Annotated in this window: 16 protein-coding genes and 1 pseudogene; 11 read left to right on the forward strand and 6 right to left on the reverse strand. The window is 35.9% G+C overall.

What is annotated here, in order from left to right; all coding sequences use genetic code 11:
* Positions 1 to 141: 141 nt before the first annotated feature.
* Together J2Y03_RS24610 and J2Y03_RS24615 are read right to left on the reverse strand one after the other, a co-directional pair.
* A complete protein-coding gene (locus J2Y03_RS24610) occupies positions 142 to 417 on the reverse strand; it encodes a transporter (RefSeq protein ID WP_201784898.1) in 276 nt (91 codons plus the stop codon).
* A 566-nt stretch (positions 418 to 983) separates the two neighbouring features.
* Positions 984 to 1,757 carry a DeoR/GlpR family DNA-binding transcription regulator gene (locus J2Y03_RS24615; protein ID WP_310199403.1) on the reverse strand — a complete coding sequence of 258 codons (774 nt, stop codon included), beginning with the start codon at positions 1,755 to 1,757 and terminating at the stop codon, positions 984 to 986.
* Positions 1,758 to 1,984: 227 nt separating this feature from the next.
* On the opposite strand from J2Y03_RS24615, the gene J2Y03_RS24620 reads away from it, so the two are divergent.
* The 7 genes from J2Y03_RS24620 (at position 1,985) to phnX (ending at position 8,669) form a co-directional block, all read left to right on the forward strand.
* Entirely contained in the window at positions 1,985 to 3,118 is a 1,134-nt protein-coding gene (locus tag J2Y03_RS24620) for a phosphonoacetaldehyde reductase (RefSeq protein ID WP_310199405.1), read from the forward strand.
* Positions 3,119 to 3,136: 18 nt separating this feature from the next.
* The gene (locus J2Y03_RS24625) at positions 3,137 to 4,192 is read left to right on the forward strand and encodes a PhnD/SsuA/transferrin family substrate-binding protein (protein ID WP_310199407.1); all 1,056 of its coding nucleotides are present in this window, start codon (positions 3,137 to 3,139) and stop codon (positions 4,190 to 4,192) included.
* 108 nt (positions 4,193 to 4,300) lie between these two features.
* Positions 4,301 to 5,065, forward strand: a complete 765-nt coding sequence (gene phnC, locus J2Y03_RS24630; protein WP_310199410.1) for a phosphonate ABC transporter ATP-binding protein — start codon at positions 4,301 to 4,303, stop codon at positions 5,063 to 5,065.
* Between the two features lie 12 nt (positions 5,066 to 5,077).
* Complete coding sequence (phnE, locus tag J2Y03_RS24635; RefSeq protein ID WP_310199413.1) at positions 5,078 to 5,863, forward strand: phosphonate ABC transporter, permease protein PhnE; 786 nt, start codon at positions 5,078 to 5,080, stop codon at positions 5,861 to 5,863.
* Positions 5,863 to 6,705, forward strand: a complete 843-nt coding sequence (locus tag J2Y03_RS24640) for an ABC transporter permease subunit (protein WP_310199414.1) — start codon at positions 5,863 to 5,865, stop codon at positions 6,703 to 6,705. Before phnE ends, J2Y03_RS24640 begins: the two co-directional genes overlap by 1 nt.
* Before the next feature lie 57 nt (positions 6,706 to 6,762).
* A complete protein-coding gene (gene phnW / locus J2Y03_RS24645) occupies positions 6,763 to 7,857 on the forward strand; it encodes a 2-aminoethylphosphonate--pyruvate transaminase (RefSeq protein WP_310199415.1) in 1,095 nt (364 codons plus the stop codon).
* Positions 7,854 to 8,669, forward strand: a complete 816-nt coding sequence (phnX, locus tag J2Y03_RS24650) for a phosphonoacetaldehyde hydrolase (RefSeq protein WP_310199417.1) — start codon at positions 7,854 to 7,856, stop codon at positions 8,667 to 8,669. The genes phnW and phnX overlap by 4 nt, the downstream gene beginning before the upstream one ends.
* 420 nt (positions 8,670 to 9,089) lie before the next feature.
* On the opposite strand, the pseudogene J2Y03_RS24655 reads toward phnX, so the two are convergent.
* The 4 genes and pseudogenes from J2Y03_RS24655 to J2Y03_RS24670 all read right to left on the reverse strand — a co-directional run.
* Positions 9,090 to 9,645, reverse strand: a pseudogene (locus J2Y03_RS24655) (tyrosine-type recombinase/integrase); the annotation flags it as partial.
* A gap of 807 nt (positions 9,646 to 10,452) precedes the next feature.
* Entirely contained in the window at positions 10,453 to 10,863 is a 411-nt protein-coding gene (locus J2Y03_RS24660; protein ID WP_310199419.1) for a DUF3021 domain-containing protein, read from the reverse strand.
* Entirely contained in the window at positions 10,860 to 11,318 is a 459-nt protein-coding gene (locus tag J2Y03_RS24665) for a LytTR family DNA-binding domain-containing protein (protein ID WP_310199420.1), read from the reverse strand. Before J2Y03_RS24665 ends, J2Y03_RS24660 begins: the two co-directional genes overlap by 4 nt.
* Before the next feature lie 484 nt (positions 11,319 to 11,802).
* Positions 11,803 to 12,759, reverse strand: a complete 957-nt coding sequence (locus tag J2Y03_RS24670; protein WP_310199422.1) for a patatin-like phospholipase family protein — start codon at positions 12,757 to 12,759, stop codon at positions 11,803 to 11,805.
* A 704-nt stretch (positions 12,760 to 13,463) separates the two neighbouring features.
* Between J2Y03_RS24670 and J2Y03_RS24675 the strand changes: the two genes are divergently transcribed.
* The 4 genes from J2Y03_RS24675 to J2Y03_RS24690 all read left to right on the forward strand — a co-directional run bounded on the left by J2Y03_RS24675 (position 13,464) and on the right by J2Y03_RS24690 (position 16,517).
* Positions 13,464 to 13,676, forward strand: coding sequence for a helix-turn-helix transcriptional regulator (locus J2Y03_RS24675; protein ID WP_310199424.1), 213 nt, complete (start codon positions 13,464 to 13,466; stop codon positions 13,674 to 13,676).
* On the forward strand, positions 13,673 to 14,071 hold the full coding sequence (locus J2Y03_RS24680) for a hypothetical protein (RefSeq protein ID WP_310199426.1): 399 nt from the start codon (positions 13,673 to 13,675) through the stop codon (positions 14,069 to 14,071). The genes J2Y03_RS24675 and J2Y03_RS24680 overlap by 4 nt, the downstream gene beginning before the upstream one ends.
* A 696-nt stretch (positions 14,072 to 14,767) precedes the next feature.
* Complete coding sequence (locus J2Y03_RS24685) at positions 14,768 to 16,042, forward strand: hypothetical protein (RefSeq protein ID WP_310199428.1); 1,275 nt, start codon at positions 14,768 to 14,770, stop codon at positions 16,040 to 16,042.
* Between the two features lie 349 nt (positions 16,043 to 16,391).
* On the forward strand, positions 16,392 to 16,517 hold the full coding sequence (locus J2Y03_RS24690; protein ID WP_310199429.1) for a hypothetical protein: 126 nt from the start codon (positions 16,392 to 16,394) through the stop codon (positions 16,515 to 16,517).
* Positions 16,518 to 16,638: the final 121 nt, after the last annotated feature.

A 16,638-nucleotide genomic window follows, 5' to 3' on the forward strand; every position in this document is an offset into this window, starting at 1 on the left:
TCACTTAAAGTAATGAAGCAGGTTAGTGAAATATTTAATACTACTTAGAATGGATTATATCAAGGAAATGTGTATTTAATATATGCCAATTACAAAGGAAAGAGCCTTGTGGTTTTTAATTACCATAAGGCTCTTTGGATTTTAGTAAAGCGTAGGAGTAGGATAACAGGCAACAGCATCTATAAGTCTTGGGTCAATTCCATAGAATTGCCAGAAAGCACCGTTCCATCTATATCCAGATACTTCACCATATTCCACACGAGTAGGGTAAAACCAAAATTGACTGCCATTTATAAGCCATACATAAGTGTTTTGATATAGACAGTCAACGATATAGGACACGGAAGGTTTTGGTGGTATGAATGTTGGAGGAGGGGATTGTGGACTCATTGTCCCCTGGCGTGGGAAATATCCCATGTGATTTCACTCCTTTTAGTTAAGTTCTCAACATTATATGTTGAGAAGAAGTAAAAGGAAACTAAAGACTAAAGACTGTGAAGTAATGTACTTAAACTAAATGGGTGCAATTCTGGTTACTGATCCTAGAAGGATTAGTGCCCGTTCTTGTTGAAGTAAAGGGGCAGGTTAGTGAAAGAGTACAGATTGATCTTTATTCAGCAATCGGGCCCATATTGTTGAGGAAAACCTTAGATAACAAATGGATATAATATGATCTAATATTGTAAAAATTTTGTACGAAAAAGAAGGTTAGTGTACTGATTGTTTTCAAAATAATTATGTATAAAAAGGCTTATCGGGAAAGGAAAAGGTATTACTACTGTAGATAGAGAATTAGGTTGCGATTTAGAACTAATTTTTGCATTTGGTGATTAATATACATGTAAGTTACTACTGTTTGTTCAATAATCGGGCACACGTGACAAGTTCTGTCTTTTACTATAAAGCGTTTATATCAGAACTTGTCGTGCGCGCTCGGCTGCTTTCATTGGTGATACTAGTGGCCATTTCTAATCAATTGCTGATTAGTGTGGAAAAAGAATCCGAATATCATGTTTACTATATTCCTCTACCATATTAGATGGTAGTGAGCTATCAGTAACAATAAGGTCAATATCCTTTAGTGGACAAATATTGATGTAAGAAGATGTCTCAAACTTTGATGAATCAGCAACGACTACTTTATATTTTGTTCGTGAAATAATGGTTTGAATAACGCCTACTTCATGCATTCTAAAATCCGTTAAACCGTAATCAAGCGATAATGCATTTACCGTGATAAAAGCAATATCAATGTTGAAATTAGAAAGGACTTCTTCACATTGTTTCCCATATAAAGTATATTCCTCTGGGTTAAAAAAGCCGCCGGTGAGGATTACATTGAAATTTTTATTCTCTCCAAGAATAGATAAAATACGAAGATCATTTGTAATAATGGTTAATCTCTTAAACTTCTCAACAAGTACTTTCGCAATTTCGATTGTCGTTGTCCCGCCGTTTAGAGCAATTGCCTGTCCTTCTTCAATTAATTCAATTGCTAATGAGGCAACTTCTTGTTTTTTTTCTAGATTTTTGGCTTCTCTTTCATTAAAAAGTTTGTTTAGTACATTATCATTATTTTTGATTAAGATAGCCCCGCCGTGAACTCGTTTTACGATTCCTTGTTTCTCAAGAACCTCTAAATCCCTTCGTACTGTATCAATGGAGACATCCAATAAAGTAGCAAGCTCAGAAGCCTTTACAGCTTTTTGCTGTTTTAAAAATGATCCAATCATTTGATGTCTTTGCTCTTGTAACATTATACAGCCCTCTCCTATTCCTTTAGTAAACTAGTATAAATATCATAACATATATTAAAAAAAAGCAAAATAAAGCAAAGAAAAGCATTTTGTAAAGTAAAGTTTATATATATTTTATGAAAATAATGCAAATGTTATGTAATTAAAGTGTAAAACCAATTGCAAAACAGCAAAAAACGGATTAATCTTGCATTACGAAGCAAAGCAACATGAAAGGAGATGACATGATGGGAAATTTCTACAATCCAGTCAAAATAAAAATAGCTCCTATAGATGTTATCGGGAGTGTATTAAATACAATCAATCCTCAACTTAGAAATATTGTACTTTTACATCGAGGAGGTGATTTTTCAGAATCCGAGGCGGGATATACCCTCTTTAAGAGTCTAGAAGGGTTTGAAGTCAAACAAGTAGAAGTGAATATTTCCAATCCTGATGTTGAAGACCTGTTTCATTACTATAAGCAAATTGAAAACTTTGATTATCAATGCATAGTAGGAATTGGCGGCGGCAGTGTTCTTGATCTTTCAAAATCATTAGCTGCATTAAAGAATATGGAAATAGAATCTACAGCAGCTTTACGTTCTGTGATTCAACAAAAGCTTTATATAGAGAACCAAAACAACGTACCATGGATTGGAATTTCTACAACTTCAGGTACGGGTTCTGAAGTTACCTGCTGGGCAACCATTTGGGATCGCGCTAACGGAGTGAAATTGTCAGTTGATTGTGAAAAGTTATATGCACATACAGCCATCATTGACCCGCCACTGACAGCATCATTACCGAAGAGCTTAACGGCTTCAACCGCTTTAGATGCTTTATGTCATGCAACTGAGGCTTACTGGTCAAAAAGCTCAAATGAAATTTCAAGAATCTATTCATTAGAAGCAATCCATCGGATTGTCAATAATTTTGAAAAGGTATTAAATCAGCCGAATGACATTTCATTAAGAAAAGAAATTGCTTTAGGAAGCTTATATGCAGGACTTGCTTTTAGCAATACAAGGACAACGGCATGCCATTCCATTTCGTATCCTCTCACATTAGAACTCGGAATGGTACACGGTATCGCGGCAAGCATCACGTTGGCTAAAGTCATGGAAATGAATTTTGACTCTATTATTGAGAACGACAAGCTGCTCCAAGCATTTGGTGTAAGCAGCTGCGACGAAATTCAAGAGTTAATCGAGCATTTCCATCAATTATCCGGTTTCTCAAGCAGGCTTAGAGATTACAATGCCAATGTAGAAATCATCGAAACGATTGCTGCAAATGCCTTTACCAAAGGGCGGATGGATAATAATCCGGTTGCTTTAACGAAGGAAGATGTCACACAGATTCTACTATCTATTTATTAATGAAAAGGGGAGAAAAAAATGAAGACTAAATTATTGTTTTTAATGATTTTATTATTCACTGTTTTGTTAACGGCATGTAGCGGAGGTAATGGAGATACTGCAAAAACTAATAACGGCGGCAATGCAAAAGTGGATGATGTGATTAAAATGGTTTGGTATCCGAACGAGTCCGGTGAAAATATGAAAGCATCTCGTGAAGAAATTGGCAGGCTTATTTCAGAGGCGACAGGTAAAAAAGTTGAGCATCAATTAACAACAGACTATGCCATCGCAATTGAAACATTAGTGAATAACAAAGCTGACCTTGCATTCACGGGCTCACAAGCTTATATCGAAGCAAAAAATAGAAATGATGCGATTCAAACAATAGCAGTTAAAACTGGTAAATCCGGTACGTTGGATGATGCTAAATACCATAGCTGGTTAGCAGTTAATGTGGATGAACAAGGTAAGTATAAAAAGAATGGGAAATTTTCACTTGATACAATCGCAAATACAAAGTTTTCATTCGTATCAAATAGCTCCACTTCAGGATTTAAAGTACCATCTGCAAATATTATCGCTCATTTTTCAAAACAGGATAAATATGCAAATTTAACACTAGAAGATTTAATGGAAGGCGGCCCACTATTCTCTCAAGTATTATTTGGCAACTCTCACCAGGGTTCCGCTGTAAATTTATTATCAGGTAATGCAGATGTTGCAGCATTCTGTGATACATGTGTAGATGATTATGTGGAGATTGCTGACGGGGATGAAAATACAGTTGGTGCTGTTTATCGTGTTAAAGATGGTGCAGCAGAGCCTTTTAATACCGTTCAAGGCAAAGAATTTACATTAATGAGCGTAACGCCGGTATTGAATGAACCATTTGTAGTAAATAAGGACGTCATCGGTCAAGAGGATTTTGATAAAATCCAAAAACTCTTAACTTCTGATGAAATGGCAAATAACGAAAAAATCTTTACTGCAAAAGATTCAGGACAGACAGCTTTATTCACTAAAGAAGGTCAAGAAAGATTAGTTGCAGTAGAAGATAAATGGTATGATCCAATCCGTGAACTTTCAAAATAATACACTATTCATCATTGGGAAGAATGAATAGGAAGAAGAGTGTGCATATGAATATATTCGTTATGCACACTCTTACTTGCTAATTAAGCCAAAAAGGAGTCAATTCGTATGTCTTTGTTAAAGGTAGAAGGACTTGGAAAATCATATACATCAGACAAAAAAATATTAAAGAATATTAATTTTGAAATAAAAGCAGGAGAATTTGTTTCCATCATTGGTCCGTCAGGTGCTGGTAAATCAACCATGCTTCGTTGTATGAATCGAATGGTTGAATTTAATGAAGGAAAGATTATTTTTAACAATCAAGATGTTGGAAGTTTAAATAAAAAAGAATTACGTCAATTGCGAACGAATATTGGGATGGTGTTTCAGCACTATAATCTCGTACCGCGATTGACGGTAATTGAGAATGTGCTGCATGGCCGGTATGGTTATAAAACAACGCTGCAGGGACTTCTAGGCAAATATACAGAAGGGGAAAAAGAACGTGCCTTTTACCTACTAGAGAAACTAGGAATTCATGAACATGCTTATAAGCGATGCGACCAATTAAGCGGTGGTCAGCAGCAACGTGTAGGGATATGCCGAGCGCTTATTCAAGAACCGAAATTGGTTCTTTGTGATGAACCGATTGCTTCACTTGATCCGAATTCTTCTAAGGTGATCATGGACCATTTAAAATCGATTAGTACGGAAATGGGCATTACATGTTTAGTGAATTTACACCAAGTGGAAGTAGCGCAACACTATTCAGATCGTATTATTGGGTTGAATAAAGGGGAAGTTGTATTTTATGGAAACAGCCATGAGCTTTCTGAAGAACAAATTCACAAAATTTATGGGACCGAAACGAAGGATTTAATAACAGCGTAAGGAGAAATAACCGTGAATGAAAAATCGATGCGCAAAAGCAGATGGCAGTCAGTAGTCTTTCTTCTCATTATCATCGTACTTACCTATTTATCATCAGCGATTACAACATTTAACTTTATAGAGGGAATGGCGACAATTCCTGAAGCTTTAGGCTGGATTTTTACTAATTTAATGGTGACGCAGGAGTCGTTTGAAAGGTTGCCAAAGATCCTGGGAAAATTAGCTGAAACCTTCTTTATGTCTATTGCGGCAACAACTATAGCGGCTGTTGTTTCTCTTTTCTTAGGGGTATTTGGATCAAAAACAACAAAGGTGAATAACTTTTTAAGTGTATTTGCTCGTTTTATTGCTTCTGTATCAAGAAATATTCCAGTTGTAGCATGGTCGTTGGTTTTGCTCATTTCTTTTGGGCAAAATTCCGTAACAGGCTTTCTCGCTCTCTTTGTTGGGACGGTAGGTTTTTTAACAAGGGCATTTATTGAATCGATTGATGAAGCGAGCCAAAGTTCTGTTGAAGCATTAACGGCAACAGGGGCAACCTATTTCCAAATTGTGGGCAAGGCTGTTATTCCACAATGCTTGCCACAGATGATCAGCTGGGTATTGTTTATGGTGGAAACCAATATTAGAAATGCTACATTAGTAGGAATCCTAACAGGAACAGGAATTGGATATACCTTTGATATGTATTATAAGATGTTAAATTATAATGCCGTTGCACTTGTGACATTATGTATTGTCATTACCGTTATTATTGTGGATCTTATTTCAAATTATATCCGGAAGGTGATTCTATAATGGAAGCAACCTATATTAGAAGAAGGAAAGATGGCCGTATTAATATAAAATCAGGTAACAAAGTGGATCAAGTCGTAAGCTGGACATTGATTCTCTTGACGGTTTTGACGATAGTAGCCTTTATATTTTTTAACTATGCAGGGCTAGAGTTAAGTTCAGCTATTACTGAAACAGCTAATAACTTGAAAGTTATGTTTCTCGAGCCGGCAATAAATCATTTCAATTTGGGAGAAGCCATTTATCAAGTAGGGATTACACTTGGTTTAGCATTCTTAGCTACGATAATTGGTGCCATTATTGCTTTTTTCCTTTCTTTAATGGCCGCAACAAATTTAGCTCCTGTATGGGTATCGAGAATCGTTCGTATATTTGTTGCGATTACTCGGGCTGTTCCAACAGTATTATGGGTGTTAATCTTTGCGATTGCCGCTGGATTAGGAAGTGAAGCAGCGGTTCTTGGAATGCTATTTCATTCTATCGCTTATTTAGTTAAGGCATTTTCAGAGGCATTTGAAGAAGTCGATAAAGGAATCTTTGAGGCGCTGCAAGCAACTGGTGCTAACTGGTGGCATATCGTGAAAAGTGGTGTTTTACCGTCTACTTTTACCTATTTACTGTCATGGGTTTTCCTGCGATTTGAAATTAATTTCGGTGTAGCCGTAGCAATGGGTGCAGCGGCTGGAGCAGGCGGAATCGGATTTGAGCTCTTTATGGCATCGAGCTTCTACTTCGATTTGCGTGAGGTTGGATTTATTACTTATGCGATTCTCATTATTGCGTTTATATTAGAAATTATTTCAACCCGTTTGAAAAGTCGTTACTTCCCAGCATCTTCTAACTAAATCATAGATTTTTAGAAACTGATAAAAATACGTTTAACAAGGAGTATATAGAGGACAATGGAACATTACAAACTTTTAACACCTGGACCTTTGACCACGACAAGCACTGTTAAAGAGGAAATGCTTTTTGACCGGTGTACTTGGGACAATGACTATAAAGCCATTACGCAAAAAATAAGAGCTAAGCTTCTAGAATTTGCAGGTGCTTCAAAAGAAGACTATACGGTTGTACTCATGCAAGGAAGTGGCTCGTTTGCAGTTGAATCCGTGATGACTTCTGCCATTTCGAATCATGATAAAGTCTTAATTGTAACGAATGGTGCATATGGGGAGCGAATCGTAAAAACGGCCAAATATATCGGACTAAAATTTTGCGAATATAGTGTAGCATACAATGAATATCCAAATGAAGATGAAATCAGGAACATATTAATAGAAGACCCAGACATTACGCATATTATCATGGTTCATTGTGAAACAACGACAGGAATACTAAATCCGATGGATATGATTTCAAAAATATCGAAGGAATTTGGGAAAACATTAATCATTGATGCTATGAGTAGTTTTGGTGGCATGGAAATCAATGTACCCGATCTAGGGATTGATTATTTAATAAGTAGTGCAAATAAATGTATTCAAGGGGTTCCAGGGTTTGCTTTTGTGATTGCTAGATTAGAGAAGCTGTTAGCATGTGAAGGAAATGCGCGTAGTTTGTCTTTAGATTTATTTGATCAATGGAAGGAAATGGACAAGGACGGAAAATGGCGCTTTACTTCTCCGACACATGTAGTAGCTGCGTTTTCTAAAGCGATTGATGAATTAGATGAGGAAGGTGGAATTCCTGCAAGATTTGCACGCTATCAAACTAATAATCGTATTTTAAGAGAGAGACTTGAAAAATTAGGATTTCATGCCTATATTTCAGAAGAAAAACAATCACCCATCATTACTGCTTTTCTTTTTCCAAATAAAAGCTTTAACTTTGATGAATTTTATGCATTTGTGAAAGAGAGAGGCTATGTCCTCTATCCAGGTAAACTAACAGATGAGGATACATTCCGTATCGGAAATATCGGTGAAATTTATCAAGAAGACATCGAAGAATTATGTACGATTATTGAAGAATATATGGGAGAGATGACAAAATGAATAAAGTAGAAGGCGTAATTTTCGATTGGGCTGGAACAACCGTTGATTTTGGTTGCTTTGCACCAGTAAATGTATTTATCGATATTTTTAAAAATGCAGGTATTGAAGTGATAATGGAAGAAGCGAGAGAACCAATGGGAATGTTGAAAATTGACCATATTCGCGCGATGCTGACCATGCCTAGAATCTCGACAAAATGGGAAGAAACATACAAAAGGCCTTTTAATGAACAGGATGTAGAGAATCTATATGCTGAATTTGAACCAGAACTCATGTCTTCCTTAATCGAGTACACAGATCCCATTCCAGAGGTTGTGGAGACTGTGCAATTATTAAGAAGTCAAGGATTGAAAATCGGTTCAACAACGGGATATACACAAACCATGATGGATGTTGTTGTTCCTAATGCTTTGAAAAAAGGCTATGGTCCAGATTTTTATATTACACCTGATGGAACAAATTCTTTGGGAAGACCCTATCCTTATATGATTTATCGAAATATGGAAGCATTAAAATTATCAGCATCATGGAAGGTAGTAAAAGTAGGAGATACAGCTTCAGATATTAAAGAGGCCGTTAATGCAGGTGTTTGGTCAGTGGGTATCGCTATCGGCAGCTCTGAAATGGGATTAAGTTTAGATGAATTTAATGCTCTATCTAAAGAGGATCAAGAGAAAGTTATCTCTAAAACAGAAAAATCCTTTTTACAAAATGGGGCAGATTTTACAATCAAATCAATGAGCGAACTGCCACAATTAATCGAGAGAATAAATGACCTTATTTCAGAAGGAAAAAGACCCTATGCTAAATAAGTAAAAAACATTACGTTAAAAGGTTATAGTCGTTAGGAAAATGATTATTCAGTGTTGGACAACCGAGAGCAAACCTTTATTACTGGTTTTGCTCTTTATTTATTTCTCGATACAATTTCATTTACTACCATCCTTTGATGATTGGTGCATTATAATGGCTTGGTTCAACTACTGTTGTTAAACTTTAGGTCTTCTACTTTTCAATCCATAAGCAGGGGCTGTCTTTAAGTCAGTTATCGTTCGTTCACGCTATTTCAGAAAAGCGCGCTTTTCTTTAGTAAGAAGGAGTCTTTTTGATATGCCCCTACACATTAAGGGATTAGATTTTTTAAGGTAAAAAAAGATTGTGAAGAATTCCATTTAAACTATTAAGTGCAAGAGTGAAAAAAGCAACGCATCGACTGCATTGCTTTTTTATTGCTAAAAATACTTCCTATAAAATTCCTGTCTGATGCTTCCGCTTAATTGGGCATAAATCCGGGTAGTTTCACTTTTTTCATGACCTAAAAGGCTTTGAATATGGGTTGCATAGCTGTGCCTGAGTTGGTGCGGATGAATGTCTTTGTAAATGCCAGCACGGTTGGAAATCCGCTTAATTATGAATCTCATCGTGGCAATGCTCATTCGATGAGGATCGCGTTCCGTGACAAAGATAGCGGGATCCCTATCTACACGATTATCAAGGTATCGTTTTAACAAAATTTCGCAGCGAATATTAAAATAGACCTCTCGTTCCTTATCGCCTTTACCTCTTATAACAGCTGACCGGTTCGACCAATTAATTCTACCCCTATCTAAGGTAACAACTTCTCCTATTCGGCATCCAGTGGAGAACATGAATTCAAACAGAGCCTTTTCCATTGGGGAACAACAGGCTTCACGTAAATGTTCAATTTTCCATTTCGGTCAAAAATTTAGGAATTCGTTTTCCTGTTTTAGGTTCTTTTATTTTAGTTGCTGGTTTTTTGGGAATATGCATCCAGATACTTCACCATATTCCACACGAGTAGGGTAAAACCAAAATTGACTGCCATTTATAAGCCATACATAAGTGTTTTGATATAGACAGTCAACGATATAGGACACAGAAGGTTTTGGTGGTATGAATGTTGGAGGAGGGGATTGTGGACTCATTGTCCCCTGGCGTGGGAAATATCCCATGTGATTTCACTCCTTTTAGTTAAGTTCTCAACATTATATGTTGAGAAGAAGTAAAAGGATTATTAACTCTAAAAACTAAAGACTAAAGACTGTGAAGTAATGTACCTAAACTAAATGGGTGCAATTCTGGTTACTGATCCTAGAAGGATTAGTGCCCGTTCTTGTTGAAGTAAAGGGGAAGTTTAGTTGGTCTAACACATATTTTGTTAAGATGTGGAAAGGCTACCTCTAAAAGTAGGGAGGTAGCTAAAGAAACATTTATTAATTTTTATTTTTTTCATCTTATTGGCATACAGGACCTCATAATCCCAAGAGAATCCTGTTACTTTAACATTTGATGTAAAGATAGATGGAGTTACTGTATCTGAAATTTAAGGGTAATATTCAAATTTCCCTTAAAAGGAATTTAACTAAGGAGAGCTTGAAGTAAATGAGCAACGAATTTTTAGGAGCTGCTCTTTTAATTATTAATAGTACTTCTGGTAAAAGTCTTTTCTATGCTTAACAACTTAACTGAGCATAAATGCGAGTCGTTTCATACTTTTCATGACAAATTAAACTTTGTATTTCAATCTTTATCTCCTATTCGCCATAAGCGATACGACCTCATAAACATCAATTCTCATAGTTTCTTTAAATCATCATTTAATTTACGTGCTTGATTTTTGAAGTAAAGATAAAATGCAACCCAAAAGATTGTATAGACGACAATGGAAATTAAGATTGTTAACAATATATTTTTGATATTAAATGGAATCCATCCAATCGTGAGTGCCAAGATGAGGTATAGGATCGTGACGGTTAAAAAATGAAGAATGGTCTGCTGGAAAAGTTTCAAATTCCTGTTTTCAAAGTACAAAGAACTGACTGTAAAAAACCAGAAGCAGAGAACAGAACCTATGGAGTTTTTCAAAAATAATGGTCCATCTATCATTTCGAAGCCGCCGAAAAGGATATTCAAATTAGTGATTAAAACCGCCATAAAGCCTCCGAAGAAAATACCGTTGAAACTACGGACAATAAATGTTTTCATTCTACTTTCCTCCTATTCAATTTTAGAGCTTCTTTAATTGTAGGGACATAGGTACGAGACACATATTCTTTCTTTCCTGATTTGAAGTAAACGCAGAGTGTACCATTGAATGATGATTCAAAACGGCTCAATTGATTCAAATTGGCGATAACCGATTTAGACAGGCGGATAAATTTTTTAGAAGGGAGTATGGCCTCTAGCTCATATAATTTCTCTTTTAAAATAAAAGAATCTGTTTCTGTTACGGCGATAATATGATCGTTTTCAGGATGAAAATAGTGGATGTCATCCGGTTTGAGAATGTGTTGCATTTCTCCCTTTTTCCCAATCAGGAATTGTTGCTCCCTTCCATAGATGAAGTCAATTAGTTCCTGTATGTTTTCATCCAAATCAGGCCCTTCGATGGTAACTCTCGTTTCTTTAAGTGCTTTGTCAATATTAAGAATAAGTTTCAAATTTCAGACACCTCTTTTCACCTAAAAGTATAATCATCTCAGCTCTCGATGTCTGTCAGTAAATGTTCTTTTAATTCCCTCCTCTCATTGACTTTCTAATCAAATTGTATGATGAAATTCCTTTTAAGTCTGCATAATTCAAGTAAGTGGAAGAAAAATGAAGGGTAACTTGTGGAAAATAGTTGGTGACTTACATAAAAGGAATCCCATGCTCCGTTTAACGAAAACAACAATTTGGTGAGGTAGTTATCAAGATAGCCAGAAAACCTTCAACTGTGAGTGAGGAATGGTCATAGTATTTTTGAGAAGTATTATTCATACTTTGTGAAGCATTGTACTTAAAGAACGGGTGCTTTAGTTGAAGAAGAACTGAATAAATAAATAAATAAATAAATAAAAACAGCCAGGTTGGCTGTTTTTTATAAAAAATCCAAATGCTTGCAATAAAAACAAAAAATTCAATCAGATTTATGGGATAATTTTATTAATTCCAGTTTTTCTCTATAAATTGAACTGCAGGTTGTAAATTTGTTTTATTAGCAATTGAAATGACAGCGGGAACCACAGAAGGGTCCGTTTTGGAGAAATTAGGAATCCGTGGATTTAACCGAAAAAAACGATTTCCTAGAAGCTGAGAACTGACCATGGATTCATAGTAACCGGATCCACTAGCGACAATCTGAAGAAATGGCAGTAATGGTTCATTGGGCGATCGGTCCAAAAGAACTCCCCAATTTGGGGGAAGGTCCTTCATATTTTCGGGGCGTATGTTATCTGCACTCACCATCCCCCACCCCTTCGTATCTCTTCTTAAACGAGTCGGCTCTTCACCTGTTCCAATGGATAATACCGCAATTTGATCCAACGGCTGTTTGGCTTTCCCCACTGCAAACGCGATACTGGCTGTACTGGGGTTAGTTGCTACTGTATACCCATCCACGTAGTTTTGATAGGCTCGCTGCGTCGCGGGAGCACCACTGCTCCGTAGTATTACATCACTCGCTTTCTCATTTAAATAGGGAGAGCCAGGAAAGTTGTGGAATAACACAGGAGTCCAACGATTCAGCTCCGGTGAGAATAAATGAAATGCAGGGACAACAATTCGTCTTTTTAAGTCTTTGAGGAGAAGATCTGGTGGAAAAAATGTTTGTACCGCTTTAATGAAACCAGAGTATGGTAATTGCTGGTTAAAAACAGGTCCACCTGGTCGGGAAACGCTGAATGCCGGCAGGATTTTATCCTTAAAAAACTGGAGTGTCTCCTTCGGTGATCTTCCACTTGCTAACGCAAGGGCAGTGAATGAACCGATTGAATTTCCCGAAAAAACATTGGTTCGACTAATTAATTTTGGGTTTTGCTGAGCCAGTCTGTTCAAAAGTTGTAAACTTAAAGCACCTAAGGTGCCGCCTCCATCAAAGGACATGATCCGATATTTTGTCAAAGCTGATTTCTCCTTTCTAATCTGATCCACAAGTATCATTCAGTATATGTTTATTTCGTGTCTGTTGTATGGGTAATGAATACCTCTTTGACCTGAATATGTAGCTAAACATCCAAGGAAAGACTCCATCGAGTATATAAAAAAATAGTACGACGAGGATAGAGGAGACTACGTTTGAGTGGCAGTACGGGCAAGCCAAACGGGAATTTATTATGCACGTACTTTGTTTGTAATGGGTGATGAGGAAGTCAGAAAGTACAACCAAAAAAAGCTTGAAAGAAAATAAAAAAGCCATAGCGATGGGCTACGGCTTCCTAGCATGCAAGATTTTAGCGGGGTGACAATCCCGATCTCCAACGGCGACGGCTGCCTATTCCGTCCTCAAACAGGTTATTTTGCAACCTTGTGCACAAAGGTTTATTGATTATTATTATTAAATATCGTGCGATCCTTCAAGATGGAGGTCGCTTTTTCCAACAACAGGATTGTGAAGAATTACACTTCAACTAGAGGGTGCGATGCTTCAATAACGAAGGATCGCTTTTTTCTTCAACTAAAGGAGCAGTTTAGTACAATAAAGAAAAATGGTAAGCACATATAAGATAAATGAAGTGTAAAGTATGTTTGACACCTCATTTATCTTATTTTATAATCAGGGTGTAAAGAATGTTTTACACCTTACAAAATCTAAAGGTGGCTTAGTGATGGAAAATAGAATCAAGGAATACAGAGAAAAGAACGGTTTTTCACAAGGCAAATTAGGAGATTTGTGTAATGTGACAAGGCAAACAATCAATGCCATTGAAAATAATAAATATGACCCAAGTTTAGAATTGGCATTTAATTTATCTTATGTTTTAGGTCTTCCTATCGAAGAATTATTTGTTTTTAATTATGAAAGGAATGAGAAAAAGTGACAACTGTAAAAAAAGTTAGTTTAATCTGTTCTTTAGTCCTTATTACTGCAATTGGTGGCTATGGGATATATGAATGGATTACAAAAGAAATAATTAACGCTTCTACACTCTTCTTTTTATTTTTAGGGATTGGTTTTTTCTTCCAATCTATTACTTGGGGTGAAATGGAAGGAAAACACGAAGGAGAAAAAGATGAGTTAGAGAAACATATAACTCTTTTAAGTTCAAAAATTAGTTATTATCTATTACTTTTATTGATGATAATCGTCTTAGTCGTTTCGGAAAGAGTAACTGCAATGAATGATATAAGGAATATCCCACTTGTTATTGTTATTGGACTAGCTTGGATAACTATGCCAATTACTGAATTTGTAGTTTCAAAAAAATACCGTTAATAATGGCGAAATATAAAACCAAAAAACTTTATTTTAAATCTTCCTGTGCTAACGGGTGCATTACTGGAACAGCAGTAATGCTTTTTCTTCTTCAAGTAAAGAAACAGGTTACTTTAATATTTTTAAACTAATGGAATATAATGTAAATGGTATGGTTTTTGAAAAGCTATTGGACTAAATACAATGGAACATTTATAGAATGTGGGAGGAGATTTTATGAGTTTTAAAAAAGCATTCATTATTGGCTATATAGTTTTTCTAATTGCTTTAGCCTTCGTATATTTTTTTGTTCCACACGAATACAACTGGATAGCTATTGTGATTCTATGTCTACTTTTTGGAATATATCAAGTTATTGTTGGATATAGGCTAAAACAAACATAAGATAAAATAAATTTACATTTTTATTTAAATATCTCTTGTTAAACTATCGGGTGCAAGAGTTAAAGATCAAGGTCGCTGTGGCGGTCTTTTTCTTGTTGCACTAACATGGCAGGTTAGTGGAATAACTTTATCGGATAGGACATTGGGAATTATTGAGAAAAAACGCTCTCTTTAATTAAGAAAAAGCTTCCGATTGTGGTAGTTCATTGATGAAATCTTATGCAAATTATCTTAATAGAAAGGATACCACTCTAAAAATTGGTCATCATAACTTTATGATAAGTAGAACAAACTTAAGGGTGAATGTTAATAATGAAAAAAACAAGAATAACTACATTATTAGAACTATTGAATGCTATTTCTGAAAATGTGCCACAAGTTTTGGAAGTGCAAGGATCCATTCTTTCCCCTCATTCAATCACTATGCCTGAAGGCTATCAATTAACTGGAAAAAATATTGATTCATGTATAGTAAGCTTCAATAATAGTGATGGTTTTGGAGTGACTCGCAACAATACCATCTCAAACCTAACTGTAATGACAAAACAAACAAACCGAGCCATTTATACAGTGTGTGGCATTCCGGATATGGGGAATCTTGTCTTTGAAAATTTGCATATTTCAGGTCAGGTTTCCATTATTTCTAGACAAGGAACGGACAGAATTAACCTTTATGGAAACGATATCCATATTACCTCTTGCGATTCGAGGCATTACAGTGAGCAACCTCAAAAGTATGGCGTTAATGTGTACCAAGGAGCAATGACTGTATACAATTTTAATTCAGATCCTAACAGTCAAATTGATTGTAAATTAACAAACATCTCCATAGGCATTAAAAATGCTCCTGTAATTGGCTCAGGTATTTTTGTTTGTGGATTTGGCGATGAAGGTGGCAAGGTTAATTTAGAAGCACTAACTACAGGTGCTGTCTATTCAAATGGAATGCTGCCGTATGGGACAGCTGATATTATTACCGCAGCAGTATTCATTGTGTATGGTGTGGAAGCAAAAATAGTTGAACATCATGACGAGATTGTGACTTACGGTGTGAATGACATGGTGCTGGATACATGGGGAAAAGTTGAAAAATGGATTAGCCATCGTTCGGTCATATCTTATGGACCAAGCGGCATTGGATTTGTGAATTTTGGAACAGTAAAAGATTTCTTGGCACAGGATATTATTACATATGGATTAGGAGCGAGAGGGTTTAACCAATATGACGGTACAGTAGAAAATATTAAATTTAAATCCATCACAACCTATGGGGATGGTTCCATTGGAATACAAGTCAGTAAGCCCATTGGAAATATGATTATTGAAGAAAATGTCGCAACCTATGGCTCTGTTGGCAATTCCCTAGTTAAAGGCGTAATCATGAAACTTGCGGCAAATGCCGTAAGTATTAAATCAGGGGGCAAAATTGAAAGTTTGACCGTTAATGGAGACATTATTACGCACGGTGATGGTGTTACAAGTTACGCATTGGAAGGCGGAGAAGTGAAGGAACTTAACATTGGGGGTAAAATCATTGCTAATGGTAAAAATGCGAAAAAATTATTAAAGGACGAAGAACTTGATTAAAGTCAATTATTAATTTCCAAATCATATAGTAAATCATACAAAATTGGTCAACTTTAAAAAGTAACAAAACTGTCCATTCTAACCCGTCATACAAATAATCTAAAATGATATTAAGACAACTATTTTCCATGTATGCCGTCAAAAAAAGGACAGCTGGTATCGTCAACTCTTTGACAAATTAGCTTGGTAGTAACACGTTTTATTATAAACGTAAAAACAAAGTTAACGACTGAACTTAGCCGAAGTACGAGTTGATGATAAAGTATATAAAGTTGATATAACACCTTTAGAAATCAAACCTGAAAACTTATTTGAAAAAATAGGATTTGGAAGTGTTTGCGAATAGGAAGTGAATGGTAAGCAACTTATTGCCAGTGTTACTGGACAAATATCTCCTGCAAGTTTTGTTGGTAGTATTGTTATTCCCTATGAAAATCATGACAAAATGTTACAAGTAAAATCCATTGATTTTTAGCCCTATAAATAAAGTTTGTGAAGAATTGTACTGTGCGAAACGTTTCCTTATAAGTGCTAAAGCACGAAATAGGAGGATTGCTGAAACGCAATTATAACTGATTAATCGAAACTCGGAATGA

The organism is Neobacillus niacini (assembly GCF_031457145.1).
Lineage (GTDB): Bacteria > Bacillota > Bacilli > Bacillales > Cytobacillaceae > Neobacillus > Neobacillus niacini_J.